The following is a 17313-nucleotide window of genomic DNA, read 5'->3' as shown; positions in this document are numbered from 1 at the left end:
GGCTCAGTTATGCGGTTTTTGAGTGGTTTTGCGCGTTGGCATCGGCTTTGCAATACCTATCTCGAAAGCCTCACTCAACCATCGAACGGAGAACCGCCATGAAATTCGAAACGCTGATGCTCAACAGCTTCTTTGCCGCTTGCGTTGCGATCTGCGTGTCGACCCTGGTCGCGATGCTGGGCTGAAATCGTCGCCCCGGTTTAAACGCTTCGCCGCAAAGCTGCATCCAACGATCGAGTGGTTTTTAGAAACCACTATTCCAACAGAGGCAACAGCCTCGAACCATCATCGAAAGGAGAGTCGCCATGAAATTCGAAACGCTGATGCTCAACAGTTTCTTTGCCGCCTGTGTCGCGATCTGCGTGTCCACCCTGGCTGCGATGCTGGTCTGAACCGCCACCGGATTTTTCACGGATTCAAACGTTCAGCGGCGGAGCCGCATCCTGCCCTCGAAGGGTTCGCCAGTCAGGCAGAGAACGATCAAGGAGCTTCTTTTGCAACCTGTTGTGGCACCTGGCCGGGCTTGCTTGCGATTTCACGGAATTCGTCCGTTGCAAGATACTGCTCCAGTCGCACGTCGACGCTGTCGCCGTAGCTGTAATCCGTGCTGCCGCTGCTGAGCATGGCGGTCATGGCACGCAAAATCGGCATATCCGGCATCAGTTCTTCCACGAACAGAAACTGGCCGGCCTGGTTGACCTCCAGGAAATAAATATCGTCGTTGCGATCGACAACCAGGTCTATGCAGCCGAAGACGATGCCAAGCCGGCTCATGACCTCGCGCAACTTTGACTCCAGTGTGGCGCTGACCTCGAATTTTTCGATCCTGGCGTCGTCGTCGTGGGAATGCGGGCGCCAATCGAAATAGGCACTGCCCGACGATTTGCTCATCTTGATGGCAAACAGCTCGTGCCCCACCACGGTGACGCGCACGTCATAGGACTTGTCGATGTATTGCTGGTAGATGCCTGGGCTTATCGCCACGGCGCGTTCGGGCAACTCGCTGGAGGCATCCAGCATGACCACGCTCATTTGATAGGTGCTGCCTTTGCGCTCGTCTTCCCAGGCCTGCGGATAGAAGGTCTTGAAGACGATGCGGCCCCAGCGGTTGATCAGTTGTGCCACGTCGGGTGCATGGTTGCCGATGACCGTGTCGGGAATGAGCAGGCCCGCGGCACGCGCGGCTTGCAACTGGATAAGCTTGTTTTCGGCGTGGTCGGCAGCATGGGGGCGGTTGACCCACAAGGTGCCGAACAGGCCGTCCGCCGCATCGAAGACATTTTTCTGAAAATACTTCCACTGGCCTTCGATAAAGCTGCGGTCCGCCTCCAGGCAACGGCCGGCTTCGGGCAGGCGGGGGCGGCGGTGCCAGACCGAACGCACGTGCCCGGTGTCGAAATCGTCGATCGACATGCCATCCTTGTCGCCATCGACGCGGATGGATACGCGCGTCGTCGCATCGACTCGTAGCGAAGGGTTGAGGCGATAAGGTACGCCGTTTTGGCGCAATGCCCAGGCCATGGCGGAAGCGTGTGGATCGTAATCCAGGGAGAGAAGGAGAACGGGAGCGCTCACGGCGTGCCTATCGTGGTGGTGTGAAACCGCCACGGAGTGCCGTGGCGGTTTGGGTACACGGAACTGCGGTGCAGTTCGAGATAACCGGGTCGACCGGAGATCAGGCGTCCGGCCAATCGTTGAAAGCGGGGCCGGATCGCACGGAAACGAACGTTCCCTTCTTGGCCATCAAATCCACTTCGTCTTGCGAAACTTCAGTGGCCATCAGGCGTGCAAAGGGGCGTACGATCTCGATTTCTTCATTATTCATGAGAAATATCCTCCAGTTTGCTTCGATGACATGCGGTCATCACGCTTCTTGCTTGCGCAAAAAAACGTCCCAGTGCGCTTGGCACTGCGCTGGTATGGTTTGAGGTTGGATGACTTGCCGCCCGTTTCGTGCTGATGCATTCGTCGTACCGAGAACGGGTGTGTTTCCCCTGTTGGCAAGCCAACGTCCGGATCGATGTTTGCGCTGGCGATGTGAACGTTTCGTCAAAATCGAAGCGGAGTCGAGTAGGTGCCTACAAGTGCATCCAGACCTTGCGCAACCCGTGACCAACCGTTTCGGCAAGCGCGGATTCTTGCGCGGGCGTGAGCTCCCGCACGTTCGGATTCATGGCTTGCAGCGCGAAGCGGCCGAAAGCACAAGGCCAGTTGTAGTGCAGCTCGTTCAACGACACGCGCTTGCCGCAGCACTGTGCCGTGACGAAGAGATTGCTGAAACCTTCGTGCGAGGCGGCGTCCATGGCTTCCAGCCACCACGGTTCGGCGTCCGCGCCGCAGGCGGGACACGTCACCCCCGACCAGTTGGCGCCGGGGTCGAAGAACTCGATGGTTTCGGTAAACGCGACCGATACTTCATCGGCATCGGGAACATAGGAAGCCAACAGGCTTCGCGCTTTTTCAGCCTGTTCGTGCGAAGGCTGGAAGGTCGGGTCGCCGGGAATGTACTGGAGCCAGTTGTCGGACATGGTCTTGCTCCTGCGAAAGGTGCGTAGCAATCACGTGCGGGTTCTCGCGCTGCGTTCCAGTGGCCAGCGAGCGGACGTTACATCTTTCCGAAGAAGTCGGTGATGTCGAAAAACACCTTCCTGCGCTCGCCGCTGGCGGTGATGATTTCGATGGAGTCGTAGACGCGCCCGTTCTGGTTCAAGAGCGCCTGCCCACCTCGCTTGTAGCCGGGAAAGTGCTCGGCGATCCAGTGGTATTCGGCCTTGACGCCGGTCTGTTCGTTCGGTGCCCGGATGGGAATGGCGTTGGTGATGCTGCTGCCGTCCTGCAAGACGGTAGGGAGCGCATGGCCGGTGCGCGGCATTGCGCCGGTACCGATCAGCAAGAACGCCATCAACGCGGCCGTGTTCAAACGCATGTCACATCTCCTCGAAAATTTCATTCCCTTTGCATTACGCAGCGGAAAGGCTTTTGAACGCCGTGGTCAGCGTGCGTATCGCATCGCGCGAACGGCGGTCGTTCAGTGCGGTATAGAGCACCACTTCCTGCCTGGGCAGTGCGGGAAGTGATAGCAGTTCCCCCACGTCGATCGTGCCGCTTGGCGCGGTGCGCCTGGCCAGCACGGCGATCGCGAGCCCGGCCGCGGCGGCAGCGCCGACCACCGCCGCGCCCTTGCCGATAAACACCTCGGCCCAGCTCAGGCCGACTTCGTCCAGCGCTCGCACGGCTGCCGCACGGATGCTGCACGAGGCGCCCTGAGTAGCCAGGGGCAGGGGAAGCCCGGGACGCTGCTGCCAGTTCGCCACCGCGATCCACGCAAAGCTTTCCGTGAAAATCGTTTCGCCTTGATGGCGGCGGCCCGGCGGTTGCACGACCAGGGCGGCATCCAAAGTGCCTTCTTCATACGCTTGCATGATCTCCCCCGAACCGGCCACGCGCATTTCGATCAGCAGGCTGGGATCGTGCTCGTTGATGCGGCGGAGCAGGGCGGGCAATTCGCTGCCGACGATCAATTGGCTGATGCCGATGGTCATGCGGCGCCGTTCCACCTCGAAAGAAGACACCGCCCGCTCGTGGGCGCCCACCAGCGAACGCGCGGATTCGAGGAATACGGCGCCTTCGGCCGACAGGCGCACTTGCCGCGGGGTGCGCTCCAGCAGGCGACGGCCAAGCTGTTCTTCCAGGCGCCGCAGCTTGAGGCTGATCGCGGATTGGGTGCTGTCCAGCACCTCGGCGGCACGGGTGAAGCTCTGCAGGTCGGCGACGAAGACGAAGGCTTTTACGGCATCCAGATCCAGCGCTTTCATGAGTTTTGTCATGTAAATTTAAAATGGCTGATATATATAGCTATTGCATTTTCGAATGGATGATGCGCCGAGCCGACCTCCGATACCAGCCTTTTCCCGCAGCCGGCGATGCGCTTCCGGCGGCCAGGTGCGAGGGCGGTGTTTCGCCGGTCTGTTCTGTGGGGCGGGTCGTTTCATGCATGGATTGAGCCTTTCGGGCCGCGCGTTGCCGAGCAAAGTAAGCGCTAAGCCAGAACCGTTAGCCTTGCATCGTCATCGGTATGGATCAGAGGCTTGCGGGTGCGGTCGCTAAAGTTTTCATTACGTGACAAAACGATGTTGCCGATGCACGGATGGCGTGCCGGCACGCTGGTTGGGCTGATGCTGCTCGCCGGGTGTGCGACCTATTCGCCGCAGCCTTTGGGCCAGGGGCAGGGCGCTGCCGATGTGGTGCATCTGTCGGCGAGTACGGCCGACATGCCGTTGCCGGCGCTGCGCACGCATCATTTCGATCCGGCGCAGGGCATGGATTCCACGGATGTGGCCATCCTCGCCGTTGCGAACAATCCGGACCTGAAGGTCATGCGCGATCAGTTGGGCATTGCCCGCGCGCAATCCTTTGCAGCGGGCCTGTTGCCCGATCCGCAAATCGCCATCAGCCAGGATTTTCTGGCGCACAAGCAAGTGGGCGCCACCAGTGCGTACAGCTATGGCATCAGCGAGGACATCACCAGTCTGCTGACTCGTTCCACCCGCGTGGCCGCGGCCAAGAGTCAGGCGCAACAGGTGAATCTCGATCTGCTTTGGGCAGAGTGGCAGACGATTGCGCAGGCGCGCCTGCTGTTCAATCAGGTGATATCGCTGCGGGCCCAGCAAAAGCAGTTGGCGGCGGAGCAGGCGGCGCTGGCGCCGGTGGACGATCGCGTTCGCAAAGCGTTGCAAGCGGGCAACCTCACCTACGACGCCGCCAGTGCCGGCTTGAACGCCTACGCGGATGCCAGCAAGCGTGTCTCCGACAACACCATCCAGTTGCATCAATCCGAGCACGACCTGCGCCTGCTGCTGGGGCTCGCGCCCGATGCGCCGTTGGACCTGATCGGCGAATCCTTCCGGGCAAACCCGACCCCGCAGCAAGTGCAGGCGGCGCTGGCGAGCCTGCCGCGGCGGCGTCCGGATCTGCTTGCCCTGCAAGCGGGCTACCAAGCGCAGGAAGCCACGTTACGCGGCGCCATTCGTGCGCAGTTCCCGGCGCTCAACTTCGGTGTGGACAGGCAGCGCGATACCACCAACGAAGTGACCAACGGTTTCACCATCGGCTTCACGTTGCCCCTGTTCGACCGCAATCGCGGCAACATCGCCATCGAAAAGGCTACGCGCCAGCAACTCAAGGACGATTATGAAAATCGCCTGCTCACCACGCGCAGCGATATCGCACAAATCACCGCCGACCTGGACACGCTTGCCCGGCAGCGCGATCAGCTGCAAGCACACGCAGCCAGGCTCGACCAGGCTCGCGTAGCGGCGCAAGCCGCGTGGCAGAAGGGGCTGCTCGATTGGCCGACCTATCTCTCCATCCGTGCCAACGCGCTTGGCGCGGACGTGGATTTCATCGCGGCGCGCGACCAGCAATCGCAACAGGCGATCGCGCTGGAAACCTTGCTGGGCGATACCGATCTTCAACCGTCTTCTTTAGCGGCAACCACCCCATGAATCGATTTTTGCTGACTCGCGCCACGCTGGTGGCGCTGCTTGCCTTGCTGGCCGGTTGCAGCGGTGGCGGCGGTGGCGGCGCCGCCGATGATGACGATGCGGATGTCAGCGGCCAGGTGCTGGTGACCACGGCGCTGCCGGCAAGCCAGACTTTCCACGACACCATCCAGGCGTGGGGCACGGCGGTGGGGGATCCGCATCGCGCGAGCGTGATCAGCCTTGGGCATGGCGGCCAGGTGATCGGCGCCGAGGTTACTGCGGGACAGCAGATCAAGCGTGGGCAGACCTTGTTGCGCATTGCGCCGGATCCGGCCACACGCAATGCCTATCGGCAGGCGCAAAGCGCGCTGTCGCTGGCAAGCGGCGAACTTAAGCGCACCGAACAAATGGCGGCGCAGCACCTGGCCACGCAATCGCAGCTGGCCGCCGCGCACAAAGCTCTGGACGATGCGCAAGCGGGCGTCGACGCGGCCCGCGCGCTGGGTGGCGGCGAGGCCGAGGAGATCATCGGTGCGCCGGCTGACGGCGTGGTGACCAGCTTGAATGTCAATCTCGGCGACCGGTTCCAGGCCGATGCCTCGTTGCTGACCTTCACCCCCGCGCACGGTTTGGTTGCACGGCTGGGCGTGCAGCCGCAGGACGGCGCGGGCCTGAAGTCCGGCATGGCGGCGCAAGTGCAAGGCGTGTACGGCCGCGGCGAAACCTTCAGCGGCCGCGTTGAAATGGTCGGGCAGGCCGTCGATGCGCAGACTCATCTGCTGCCGTTGCAGGTGAGCCTGCCGCCCGAAGCCGGCGCGTCGCTGGTTGCCGGGTCGGCAGTGCAGGCCAGCATCGATACCGCCAGCTATACCGCGTGGGCGTTGCCGCGCGCGGCGGTACTGCACGACGACAGGGGCGACTATGTTTTTGCCGTCGATCGCGATCACGCCAAGCGCATCGATGTAAGCCTGAAGCATCCCGAGGGGGATACGGTCGGCGTGCAGGGGGCGCTGGACGCCAAGACGCGCGTCATCGTGCTGGGCAGCTATGAATTGAACGATGGCGATGCGGTGCGCGAGCAGCAGGAGGCTGGCAAGTGAGCATCGCCACGTGGATGCAGCGCCATCGGCGCTCGCTGCTGTTCCTGGTGTTGATGTTGGCGTTGGGCGGTATCGCCAGTGCCGTGTTCATGCCGGTGGCTTTGTTTCCCAACGTGGCGTTTCCACGCGTGCAGCTTGCCCTGGATGCGGGCGACCGGCCGGCCGACCAGATGGCGATCGAAGTCACCACGCCGATCGAAGATGCATTGCGCCGCGTTCCTGGCGTGCGCGACGTGCGTTCGACCACCAGCCGCGGCAGTGCCGACATCGAGGTGACGTTCGACTGGGGCACGGACATGAGCCGCGCGCTGGGGGACGTCAACGCGGCTGCGAGCCAGGTATTGCCGGAATTGCCGGCCGGCACGCAGCTCAGCAGCCGGCGCATGGACCCAACCACGTTCCCGATGCTGGCCTACAGCCTGCGCTCGCATACGTTGTCGCCGAGCGCGCTGTACGACCTCGCCCAATATCAGCTGCGTCCCTTGCTCAGCAGTATCCCCGGCGTGGCCCACGTCGGCGTGCAGGGCGGCGAAATTGCCGAATTCCACGCGGATGTCGACCCGAACCGCCTGCGTGCGCAAGACCTGAGCCTCACCGACGTAGCGACCGCGGTCAGCCACGCAGCGACCATCCAGGCGATGGGCCACGTGTCCGATCACTACAAGCTTTACCTGCTGCTGGCCGACAACCAGCCCGGCACCGTAGCGGCGCTGCGCGATGTCGTGGTGCGCGCGGACAGTCGCGGTGTGGTGCGCCTGGGCGATATCGCCGACGTAACGTTGAGCCACGTACCGCAATGGATACGCGTGACGGCAGACGGTCAGGATGCGGTGCTGGTGCAGATATTCCAGCAGCCGGACGGCAACAGCGTGCAGATCGCCCGCGACGTCAAGCAGCGCCTGCACGACTACGCACCGCAGATGCCGCAGGGTGTGAAGCTCGCCAACTGGTACGACCAGACGCAACTGGTTTCCGGTGCAGCCGGCAGCGTGCGCGACGCGATCCTGGTCGGTATCGTGCTTGCCGGCCTGGTGTTGTTCGTGTTCCTGCGCAATACGCGGGTGATCCTGGTGGCGATGCTGGTGGTGCCGGCGGTGCTGACCATCACCGTGTTGTTGCTGCGCGTATTGGGCATGAGCTTCAACATGATGACGCTGGGCGGCATGGCGGCTGCGGTGGGGCTGATCATCGACGACGTGATCGTGATGCTGGAGCACATCATGCGCCGCCTGCGCGGCGTGGCCGGCGAAGTCGACGTGCGCATTGCCCATGCCGCGCGGGAATTCACCCGGCCGTTGACCGGCTCCAGTGCGGCGACCGTGGTGATCTTCCTGCCGCTGGCGTTTCTCACCGGTGTCACGGGCGCATTCTTCAAAGCCTTGTCCTTGACCATGGCCAGCGCACTGGTCATTTCCTATCTGCTGACCTGGATCGTGGTGCCGTTGCTGTCGGAGCGCCTGCTCGATCAGCGTCACCTGGTCGAACACGCCACCAGCCGCTTTTCGCAACGCGCGATGAGCGGCTACCAGCGCGTATTGCAGCGTTGGTTGAAGCGGCCGGTGTGGATCCTCGTGCTGGTGGTGCCGTTGCTTGCGTTGGGTGCGCTGGCCTACGGCCGTGTCGGCACCGGGTTCATGCCGGCGATGGACGAGGGCGGCTTTACCTTCGACTATGTTTCCAAACCGGGCACGTCGCTGGAGGAAACCGGGCGGCTGCTCAACCAGATCGAAGCCATCATCCGCGCCAATCCCTATGTGGATACGTATTCGCGTCGCACCGGCCTGCAGTTGGGCGATGGCCTCACTGAAGCGAACACCGGCGATATTTTCGTGCGCTTGAAAAGCGGTTCGCGGCCTTCCACCGAAGAGGTGATGAACGACATTCGCAAAGAGGCGCAAACCAAGGTGCCTGGACTGGATGTGGATGTCTCGCAGTTGATGGAAGACATGATCGGCGACCTGGTAGCGGTACCGGAACCGATCGAGATCCAGCTCTACAGCGACGATGCCGACGTGCTGAATGCCACCGCGCAAAAGGTGGCCGATGCCTTGGGCAAGATCAAAGGCGTCAACGGCGTGCTGAACGGTATTAATCCTGCCGGCGATGCGTTGACCATGACCGTGGATCCGGCCAAGGCTGCCCTGCAGGGATTGGACCCGCAGGGCATCACCGATCAGGTCACGGCGGCGATCGACGGTACCGTCGCCGCGCAACTGCCCGCGGAAGGCAAGGTCGTCGGCGTGCGGGTGCGCCTGCCTGCGTCGTCGTATCGGCATCTGGAGCAAGTGGCGGCGCTGCCGATCCGCGCTGCCGACGGACATTTGCTGCCTCTTTCGCAGGTGGCGAACTTGCAGGTGGTACAAGGTCAGCCTGAGATCACGCGTAATAACCTCAAGCGCATGGTGGCGGTGACCGGACGCATCGCCGGGCGCAGCATGGGCGCCACGATCGGCGACGTGAAGACGATGCTGGCCACCCCGGGCTTGCTGCCCAAGGGCATGTATTACGAACTGGGCGGTTTGTATCAGCAGCAACAGGAAGCCTTCCGCGGCCTGACCGTGGTGCTGGTGGCGGCGATCGCGCTGGTGTTCGCGCTGCTGCTGTTTCTTTACGAGAGCTTCCGAGTGGCGTTGGCGATCCTGGCCATGCCGCTGCTGGCGATCGGCGCGGTGTTCGTCGGCTTGTGGCTTACCGGCATCGAGTTGAATATCTCGGCGATGATGGGCATGACCATGATCGTCGGCATCGTCACCGAAGTGGCCATTTTCTACTTCTCGGAACTGGAAGAAACAAGCGGCCGGCTGCCGCTGCACGAGGCGCTGTTGGCAGCTGCGCAATACCGCACGCGCCCGATTCTGATGTCGACGCTGGCCGCCATTCTCACTTTGTCGCCGTTGGCGCTTGCGCTGGGTACCGGCTCGCAGATGCAGCAGCCGCTGGCCGTGGCGATTATCGCCGGCATGCTGGTGCAGGTGCCGCTGGTGCTGCTGGTGATGCCGGTGCTGTACGCGACGCTGATGCGCTCGCGGCGAAACGTGTCGGGCTGACCTACTTTGCTTGGGGCGCGCATGCCGGCACACTGTCGGCATGAGCACCGCCATCGTCTGGTTTCGCCGGGATCTTCGAATTGCCGATAACGCGGCGCTGTACCAGGCGTGCGCCGATCACGCCGGGGTCGTGCCGCTTTATATCCACGCTCCGCAGGAAGAGGGCAGCTGGCAGCCGGGAGCGGCCAGCCGCTGGTGGCTGCATCACAGCTTGCAGGCCCTGGATACCGACTTGCGCCATCGTGGCGGCGCGCTGCACCTGCGGCGTGGCGCCAGCCTGTCGACGTTGCTGGAGGTGGCGGCGCGCACGGGGGCGGATACCGTCTACTGGAATCGCTCGTACGAACCGGCGTCGATCGCTCGCGATACGCAGATCAAGGCGGCTTTGCGCGAGCACGGCATCGCCGTGCGCAGCTTCAGCGGCGCCTCGTGGCAGGAGCCGTGGCAGCTGACGACTCTGGAAGGGCAGCCGTATCGCGTCTTTACGCCGTACTGGCGCAAGTTGCGCACCTTGATCGATGCGAGCGAGCCTTTGCCTGCTCCCGCGCGCCCGCCTGCCATGGTCCTTGACGGTGGCGAGTCTCTGGGCGCGCTGGATTTGCTCCCGTCGATTCCGTGGGACGGTGGCATGCGCGAACACTGGACCCCGGGTGAGCAGGGCGCCCGCGACGCGCTGGAATTGTTCGCCGATGACGCCATCGGCGACTACGCCACTGCACGCGATGTGCCGGCACGCCACGGTACGTCACGCTTGTCCGCGCACCTGCATTTTGGCGAAATCACGCCCAAGCAGATTCATCACGGCTTGTTGACGATGTTGCGCCAGCGCCGTGCCGACAGATCGGTGGATATCGAGCCTTACTTGCGCGAGCTGGGTTGGCGCGAATTTGCGCAGCATTGGCTTTATCACTTTCCGCAGGTGACGAACGAGCATTTCAATCCGCGCTTCAACGGTTTTGCCTGGGCGGCAGAAGATCCCGAAGCACTGCGCCGCTGGCAACGGGGCCGCACCGGCATTCCGCTGGTGGACGCGGGCATGCGCGAGCTGTGGCATACGGGTTGGATGCACAACCGGGTGCGCATGGTGGTGGCCAGTTTCCTCACCAAGAACCTGCGCCAGCATTGGCTGCATGGCGCGCGCTGGTTCTGGGACACGCTGGTGGATGCCGACCTGGCCAACAATACGATGGGCTGGCAATGGGTGGCCGGTTGCGGTGTCGATGCCGCGCCGTATTTCCGCGTGTTCAATCCGGTGTCGCAGGCGCAGAAATTCGATCCGAAGGGTGTTTATCTGCGTCGCTGGCTACCGGAGTTGCGCGATGCGCCGGAGAGCACGCTGCATGAGCCGTGGAAAGACCGCGGCTTGCTGCAACAGACCGGCTATCCCGCCCCGATGATCGATCTTGGCCTATCGCGGCAGGCTGCGCTGGCGGCGTATCAGGCGTCGCGCGGTTGATCTGCGGTCTCGTTCACCGTGCTGCGCAGCAGCCACGCGAGAATGGGCGGGGTGACCATGGCAGTGAGCAACGACATCGCCACGATGATCGCGTACATCTGGTCGCTGAAAACGCCGGCCGCGAGCCCGAGGCTGGCGATCACCACACCCACTTCCCCGCGCGGCACCATGCCGAAGCCCACGATGGCCGCACCCTTGCGGCCCAGCGATAGCGCGCCGAGAAAGCCGCCGAGCAGCTTGGAGACGATGGCGATCAGCGTCACCACCGACAAGGCGATGAGCGCGTCTGCGCTGGCGAGTTGATGCAGGTTGATCTTGCTGCCGGTCAGCACGAAGAAGAACGGCGTCAACAGGGCCAGCAAGGGTTGGATCTGTTGTTCGAGCGTATGTTGCTGGCGGGTTTCGGAGGCGATCATGCCGGCCAGGAACGCGCCGATGATCGCGGCCAGGCCGAACAGCGTGGACACGTAGGCCAGCCCCAGGCACAGCGCCAGCACGATCAATAGCGGCGAATATGCGTTGCGAGGCTTGTCCAGCCAGGTGGAGTTCCAGCGCATGACGCGCGTACCGCCCCAGCCGATCACCGCGATAAAACCGATCGCGCCGGCCAGCACCATGACCAGATGGGTGAGATCGAACCCTTCGCCGCCCTGCAGCGACACCACTACGCCGAGCAGCAGCATGGCGAGAATGTCATCAATCACCGCCGCACCGAGGATCACCTTGCTTTCCACCCGCTGCAGCACGCCCAGTTCCTGCAGCACGCGCGCGGTAATGCCGGCGGAAGTGGCCACGAACGCGGCGGCGACGAACAACGATTTGCCCCAGTCGTAGCCACTGCCATGCGCCCACACGCCGCCCATCGCGAACGGCAGCAGCACGCCGAGCACGCCGACCAGGAACGCGGCCTTGCCCACTTTCTTCAGGTCTTCCAGTCGTGTTTCCAGGCCCACGGAGAACAGCAGCAACACCACGCCGATTTCCGAGAGCACATCCAGCGGTGTGCCGACGGCGACCTGATCCGGAGTAATCCAGCCGAGCAGGGAGGGGCCGATCACGCAACCGGCGGCGATTTCGCCGACCACGCCGGGCAGCTTCAGCCGCTGGGCGATTTCCGCGCCGATCTGCGCTGCCACGAAGACGATGAACAGCGAGAACAGGATTTCATTGGCATGGTGCATGGTCGGAGTCCATCGATCATGAGCATTCGGGCCATGCTACCCGGTCGTGGCGGATATGGCACTTGAACTTGCCCTAGGGCCTATACAGGAACGTTTTTATCCAACCGCGCAAAGACGCGGCTGGCCACCGCCGTGATGACGGCCAGGATGACCACCGTCCAGCGGAATGCAACGACATAGGCACCGGCACCCTGGCCGTGCAACAGCGTCTGCATCAGGATCGTGGCGAGAGCGATGCCGAAGCTCATCGACAGATATTGGGTGGTGGACGCCATCGACGACGCCATCGAGGCATGCGTTACGTCCAGGTCGGTGTAGATCAGCGTATTCATCACCGTGTACTGCATGCCCATGAAACCGCCGTACACATACACCAGCAGGGCGATCAACCCCATCGGCGTGTGCGGGCCGAGCAAAGCGAACGAAGCCAGCAACAGTGCGACTAACAAGGTATTGCCGAACAACAGGCGGCGATAGCCCAGGCGGATCAGCATGCGGTTCACCAGCCATTTCGCGCTGATCGAACCCAATGCCTGCGGCACCATCATCAGGCCGGCCATCAACGGCGACCAGCCGCAGCCCACCTGCAGGAACAGCACGATCAGCAGGAACATGCCGCTGACGCCCAGGCGGGTAAGCAGGTTGCCCGATAGCGCCACCCACACGCTGCGTATGCGCAGCAGGCCCAGATCGGCAACCGGGTGAGCGGTGCGCCGGCTGTGCCGCACGTAGGCGGCACCGAACAGGATCGCCAACACCACCAGCGAACCCATCCACATCCAGCGAATGGTCGGGTCGGCGGCGAATTCCGATGCCGCCAGCAGCAGGGCCGAGGCGGCGGCAAACAGCAGAAAGCCCAGCAGGTCGAACCGATTGGCCTTGTCCAGCCGGTACTCGGGCATTTCGCGCTGATTGAGCCAAAGCCCCACGATGCCCACCGGCACGTTGAGCAGGAAGATCAGGCGCCAGTTGGTGTATTCCACCAGCGCGCCGCCCAGCAGCGGCCCCAGCACCGAACCGAGCAGGCCGAAGGTGGCCACCGTGCTCATTACTTGCACGAACTCGCGCTTGTCGATGCTGCGTACCAGCACGTAGCGCCCCACCGGCATCAACGCCGCGCCGCCGCAGCCTTGCAGCACGCGTGCAAGCACCAGTTCGGGCAACGTCTGGGAGATACCGCAGAGCAGGGATCCGATGGCAAACACACTGATGGCCGCGCCGAACACCCGGCGCGTGCCGTAGCGGTCGCACAACCAGGGGCTGGCCGGGATCAGGATCGCCAGGGTCAGCACATAACTGGTGAGCGCGCTGCGCATGTCCAGCGGCGTTTCGCCTAGCGCATGGGCGATGGCGGGCACGGCTGTGTTGACGATGGTCGAATCCAGCGCCTGCATGAAGAAAGCCGCGGAAACCAGCCAGGTCAGGCCACGGTAGCGTTCGCGCGAGGAAAGCCCGATACCCGCGGCCGCCGCGTCGGCGGTGGCGGTGGATACGGGAGGGGAGGAAGACATGGACGCTATGATACCTGCTGTGACAGTTACCTGCTCGGAGAACGTTGTGCCGGAGTTAGCCAGATTTCATCGGCCGGTGGGGATGGACCCGTTGGCCCGGGGTGGTTTCCATGCCATCCGGCCCCTCATCCGTCACGGTCGAATCGTTACACTTCCCGCATGAGCAAATCGTCAGCCACCTTCCAGCCGGCTCAGCACGCAGACGACCTGCGCAAGCGGATCGAGCACGCCAATTATCGCTACCACGTGCTGGATGACCCGGAAATCCCGGACGCCGAGTACGACGCACTGATGCGCGAGCTCGAAGCGCTGGAAACGCAACACCCGCAGCTGGCCACGCCCGATTCGCCGACCCGCCGTGTCGGCGCCAGGGCGATGGGCGGGTTTGCGGAGGTCCGGCATGCCTTGCCGATGCTGTCGTTGAGCAATGCTTTCGAACAGGAAGGCAACGACGATCGCGAGCGCTACCGCGAGGTGGCCGAATTCGAACGGCGCATCGAACAGACGCTGGGGCGCAGCCAACCGGAGTTTTCGGTGGAGCCCAAGCTCGACGGCCTGGCCATCAGCCTTCGCTATGAAAACGGCCTGTTCGTGCAGGGCGCGACACGCGGCGACGGCGAAACCGGCGAGGATGTCACCGCCAATTTGCGCACCGTGCGGGCGATCCCCCTGCGCTTGCGCGGCGAGGGTTGGCCGCGCGTGCTGGAAGTGCGCGGCGAAGTGATCATGCTGCGCAAGGATTTCGAAGCGTTCAATGCCTACGCGCGCGAGCACGGCGAAAAGCCGCTGGCCAATCCGCGCAATGGTGCGGCCGGTTCGCTGCGCCAGCTCGATCCGGCCATCACGGCCAAGCGCAAGCTCAGCTTCTACGCGTATGCCGTAGGCGTGGTCGAGGGGGGCGAACTTCCCGATACGCACTCCAAGACGTTGCAGAAGCTGCGCGACTGGGGTTTTCCGGTTTCTCCTGAAGCGGGCAGCGCCAAGGGCTTCGAAGGCCTGATCGCCTACTACAAGCGGATCGGCGCCAAGCGCGACAGTCTGCCGTACGACATCGACGGTGTGGTCTACAAGTTGGACGATTACGCCGGCCAGCGCGAAATGGGGTTCGTGTCGCGTGCACCGCGCTGGGCCATTGCGCACAAGTTTCCCGCGCAGGAACAAAGCACGACCGTCGACGCGATCGAGATCCAGATCGGCCGCACCGGCGCGGCCACGCCGGTCGCGCGCCTTACGCCGGTGCAGGTGGCGGGTGTCACCGTCACCAACGCCACCTTGCACAACGCCGACCAGGTGGCGCGCCTTGACGTGCGCGTGGGCGATACCGTCATCGTGCGTCGTGCGGGCGACGTGATTCCCGAAGTGGTGCGCGTGATCCTGGAACATCGCCCGGCCAAGACCCACCCGTGGACCATGCCCTCGCATTGCCCGGTGTGCGGTTCGGCATTGGTGCGCGAGGAAGGCGAGGCGGCATGGCGTTGTTCGGGCGGATTGATCTGCGCCGCGCAACGCAAGGAAGCACTGATTCATTTCGCCTCGCGTCGTGCGATGGACATCGAGGGCCTCGGCGAGCGTTTCGTCGAGGCGCTGGTGGATTTCGGCTACGTGCACACGCCGGCGGATCTGTACGCGCTCACCCTCGAGCATTTCCTGGAAATGAAACGCCGCGCCGACGAGCGCGACGGCACCGTGCCGGAAACCGTCAAGGCCGGGAAGATCGCCACCAAGTGGGCGGATAACCTGGTCGAGGCGATCGAGGCCAGCAAGAAAACCACGTTGCCGCGTTTTCTCTACGCACTGGGCATCGTGCACATCGGCGAGAGCACGGCCAAGACTTTGGCCGGCTGGTTGGGACGCCTGTCGTGGGTGCGCAGCGTGCCGGCACCGATTCTGCGCGAATTGCCGGATATCGGCGGCGAAGTGGCCGGCTCCATTGCGGCGTTTTTCCGGCAGGAGGGCAATCGCGCCGTCGTCGACGCTTTGCTGGCCGCGGGCATCGTGCTTGGCGACGAGAGCGATCCGTCACCCCGCCTGCATCAAAAGCTGAGCTTTGCCACGTTGCTGGAAGACGCCGGCATCAACGGCATCGGCCGGCGCAATGCGGAGTTGCTTGCCACGCATTTTTCGACGCTGGGCAAACTGCGGGCCGGCGGTAGCGCACACTGGATCACCGCTGGCTTGCCGCAGAATGCCGCGGCCAGCCTGGACGAATTCCTGGCCGATGACGGTAAGCGCGCGAGCCTCGAGGAAGCGGAAGCTGCCATGCTCAGCCTGCTTGCCGCCGCGCCGCGCGAGGGCAGTGGCGAGGCTTTGCCGCTGGCCGGCCAGACGGCGGTGCTCACCGGTACGCTTTCCAACTTAGGGCGCGATGAAGCGAAGGAAAAACTGGAAGCGCTGGGCGCGAAAGTCGCCGGCAGCGTGTCCAAGAAAACCAGTTTCGTGGTAGCTGGCGAAGCGGCCGGCTCCAAGCTCGACAAAGCTCAGGAACTGGGTGTCGAAGTGTGGGACGAAGCGCGTTTGCTCGCACTGTTCAAGCAGCACGGAACCTGATTCGTCATGACCGTCAACAACGTTACCCCGTTCCGCCAGCGCCTGCAGGGGCGCGCCCAGCTCTACGCCATGATCCGGGCTTTTTTCGCCGAACGCGGCGTACTGGAAGTGGAGACGCCGATCCTGTCGGCGGCCGGCAACACCGACCCGAACATCGAGAGTTTCAGCGCGCCGTTCAGCGGTCACGTCGATGCGGGTGCGCGCGAACGCTGGTTGCGCACCTCGCCGGAGCATCCGCTCAAGCGCCTGCTCGCTGATGGGGTGGGCGATTGCTATGAATTGGGCCGCGTGTTTCGCAATGGCGAAGCCGGCGAGCGGCACAATCCCGAATTCACCATGCTGGAGTGGTATCGCGTCGGCTGGACGCATCGCCAGCTGATGGAAGAAACCATCACCCTGGTGGAATGCGCGCTGGCCATGAAGGAGCGCCGCGCCGAGGTACTGATCGAAGGCTATCGCCAGCTGTACATCGATGAGTTGGGCCTGGATCCCTTGCATGCGCCCATCGACGAATTGCGCGCGCCGTTGGCGCGGTATCACATCGATCCGGAAGGGCTTACCCGCGACGACTGGCTCGACCTGCTCATGACTCACCAGTTGCAGCCGAACTTTCCGCGCGACCGAATCACGGTGATCCACGACTACCCGGCCACCCAGTCGGCGCTTGCACGCATCCGGCCCGGCGACCCGCCGCTGGCCGAACGGTTCGAGCTGTACCTTGGCCCCTACGAACTGGCCAACGGGTACCACGAGCTCAACGACCCCGTCGAGCAACGCATCCGTTTCGAACGCGACAACGTGCGGCGACGCGAACGCAAGCTGCGCGAAATGCCCATTGATGAGCAGTTGCTGGCCGTGCTCGGCAGGATGCCCGATTGCGCCGGCGTGGCGATGGGCGTCGAGCGGTTGCTGATGTGCCTGGCAAGCACGGATCGGATTGGAGACGTGCTGGCCTTTCCGTTTTCGCAGGCCTGATGAAGTGGTGCGG

13 protein-coding genes are annotated in these 17313 nt (G+C 63.5%); 6 read left to right on the top strand and 7 right to left on the bottom strand.

What is annotated here, in order from left to right; genetic code table 11:
- Positions 1 to 480 precede the first annotated feature (480 nt).
- The 5 genes from ISS99_RS16910 to ISS99_RS16890 all read right to left on the bottom strand — a co-directional run bounded on the left by ISS99_RS16910 (position 481) and on the right by ISS99_RS16890 (position 3815).
- Positions 481 to 1575: an MvdC/MvdD family ATP grasp protein gene (locus ISS99_RS16910; RefSeq protein WP_204632807.1), complete on the bottom strand. Its 1095-nt coding sequence runs from the start codon at positions 1573 to 1575 to the stop codon at positions 481 to 483.
- A gap of 100 nt (positions 1576 to 1675) precedes the next feature.
- A complete protein-coding gene (locus ISS99_RS16905; protein WP_204632806.1) occupies positions 1676 to 1825 on the bottom strand; it encodes a hypothetical protein in 150 nt (49 codons plus the stop codon).
- Positions 1826 to 2078: 253 nt separating this feature from the next.
- Positions 2079 to 2528 carry a hypothetical protein gene (locus ISS99_RS16900; RefSeq protein ID WP_204632805.1) on the bottom strand — a complete coding sequence of 150 codons (450 nt, stop codon included), beginning with the start codon at positions 2526 to 2528 and terminating at the stop codon, positions 2079 to 2081.
- A 77-nt stretch (positions 2529 to 2605) separates the two neighbouring features.
- Positions 2606 to 2926 (bottom strand): hypothetical protein, encoded by a 321-nt coding sequence (locus ISS99_RS16895; protein WP_204632804.1) that lies wholly within the window; start codon positions 2924 to 2926, stop codon positions 2606 to 2608.
- Positions 2927 to 2960: 34 nt separating this feature from the next.
- Entirely contained in the window at positions 2961 to 3815 is an 855-nt protein-coding gene (locus ISS99_RS16890) for a LysR family transcriptional regulator (RefSeq protein WP_204632803.1), read from the bottom strand.
- A gap of 324 nt (positions 3816 to 4139) precedes the next feature.
- Here ISS99_RS16890 and ISS99_RS16885 point away from each other — a divergent pair, with 324 nt between their 5' ends.
- The 4 genes from ISS99_RS16885 to ISS99_RS16870 are packed head-to-tail and all read left to right on the top strand — an operon-like array spanning position 4140 to position 11086.
- Positions 4140 to 5504: a TolC family protein gene (locus ISS99_RS16885; protein ID WP_239538145.1), complete on the top strand. Its 1365-nt coding sequence runs from the start codon at positions 4140 to 4142 to the stop codon at positions 5502 to 5504.
- Positions 5501 to 6583, top strand: coding sequence for an efflux RND transporter periplasmic adaptor subunit (locus ISS99_RS16880; protein WP_204632801.1), 1083 nt, complete (start codon positions 5501 to 5503; stop codon positions 6581 to 6583). Before ISS99_RS16885 ends, ISS99_RS16880 begins: the two co-directional genes overlap by 4 nt.
- Entirely contained in the window at positions 6580 to 9630 is a 3051-nt protein-coding gene (locus ISS99_RS16875) for an efflux RND transporter permease subunit (protein ID WP_204632800.1), read from the top strand. Before ISS99_RS16880 ends, ISS99_RS16875 begins: the two co-directional genes overlap by 4 nt.
- A gap of 40 nt (positions 9631 to 9670) precedes the next feature.
- Positions 9671 to 11086, top strand: a complete 1416-nt coding sequence (locus tag ISS99_RS16870; RefSeq protein ID WP_204632799.1) for a cryptochrome/photolyase family protein — start codon at positions 9671 to 9673, stop codon at positions 11084 to 11086.
- Here ISS99_RS16870 and ISS99_RS16865 read toward each other — a convergent pair.
- Together ISS99_RS16865 and ISS99_RS16860 are read right to left on the bottom strand one after the other, a co-directional pair.
- Positions 11068 to 12267, bottom strand: a complete 1200-nt coding sequence (locus ISS99_RS16865) for a cation:proton antiporter (RefSeq protein WP_204632798.1) — start codon at positions 12265 to 12267, stop codon at positions 11068 to 11070. The two genes, ISS99_RS16870 and ISS99_RS16865, sit on opposite strands and share 19 nt — an antisense overlap.
- Positions 12268 to 12347: 80 nt before the next feature.
- Positions 12348 to 13778 carry an MFS transporter gene (locus ISS99_RS16860; protein ID WP_204632797.1) on the bottom strand — a complete coding sequence of 477 codons (1431 nt, stop codon included), beginning with the start codon at positions 13776 to 13778 and terminating at the stop codon, positions 12348 to 12350.
- Positions 13779 to 13937: 159 nt separating this feature from the next.
- Between ISS99_RS16860 and ligA the strand changes: the two genes are divergently transcribed.
- Positions 13938 to 16325: an NAD-dependent DNA ligase LigA gene (gene ligA, locus ISS99_RS16855; protein WP_204632796.1), complete on the top strand. Its 2388-nt coding sequence runs from the start codon at positions 13938 to 13940 to the stop codon at positions 16323 to 16325.
- A 6-nt stretch (positions 16326 to 16331) separates the two neighbouring features.
- The gene (gene epmA / locus ISS99_RS16850; RefSeq protein ID WP_204632795.1) at positions 16332 to 17300 is read left to right on the top strand and encodes an EF-P lysine aminoacylase EpmA; all 969 of its coding nucleotides are present in this window, start codon (positions 16332 to 16334) and stop codon (positions 17298 to 17300) included.
- Positions 17301 to 17313 lie beyond the last annotated feature (13 nt).

It is taken from the genome of Dyella mobilis, assembly GCF_016904945.1.
Classification (GTDB): Bacteria; Pseudomonadota; Gammaproteobacteria; order Xanthomonadales; family Rhodanobacteraceae; genus Dyella_B; species Dyella_B mobilis.
This window is presented reverse-complemented; position numbering and strand designations above follow the sequence as displayed.

What these genes read in the sequence shown, in the direction of transcription:
- ISS99_RS16890 (WP_204632803.1), bottom strand. Translation starts at nt 3,815, where the DNA reads ATGAAAGCGCTGGATCTGGATGCCGTAAAAGCCTTCGTCTTCGTCGCC.
- ISS99_RS16895 (WP_204632804.1), bottom strand. Translation starts at nt 2,926, where the DNA reads ATGCGTTTGAACACGGCCGCGTTGATGGCGTTCTTGCTGATCGGTACC.
- ISS99_RS16905 (WP_204632806.1), bottom strand. Translation starts at nt 1,825, where the DNA reads ATGAATAATGAAGAAATCGAGATCGTACGCCCCTTTGCACGCCTGATG.
- ISS99_RS16880 (WP_204632801.1), top strand. Translation starts at nt 5,501, where the DNA reads ATGAATCGATTTTTGCTGACTCGCGCCACGCTGGTGGCGCTGCTTGCC.
- ligA (WP_204632796.1), top strand. Translation starts at nt 13,938, where the DNA reads ATGAGCAAATCGTCAGCCACCTTCCAGCCGGCTCAGCACGCAGACGAC.
- ISS99_RS16860 (WP_204632797.1), bottom strand. Translation starts at nt 13,778, where the DNA reads ATGTCTTCCTCCCCTCCCGTATCCACCGCCACCGCCGACGCGGCGGCC.
- ISS99_RS16885 (WP_239538145.1), top strand. Translation starts at nt 4,140, where the DNA reads ATGCACGGATGGCGTGCCGGCACGCTGGTTGGGCTGATGCTGCTCGCC.
- ISS99_RS16870 (WP_204632799.1), top strand. Translation starts at nt 9,671, where the DNA reads ATGAGCACCGCCATCGTCTGGTTTCGCCGGGATCTTCGAATTGCCGAT.
- ISS99_RS16900 (WP_204632805.1), bottom strand. Translation starts at nt 2,528, where the DNA reads ATGTCCGACAACTGGCTCCAGTACATTCCCGGCGACCCGACCTTCCAG.
- ISS99_RS16865 (WP_204632798.1), bottom strand. Translation starts at nt 12,267, where the DNA reads ATGCACCATGCCAATGAAATCCTGTTCTCGCTGTTCATCGTCTTCGTG.
- epmA (WP_204632795.1), top strand. Translation starts at nt 16,332, where the DNA reads ATGACCGTCAACAACGTTACCCCGTTCCGCCAGCGCCTGCAGGGGCGC.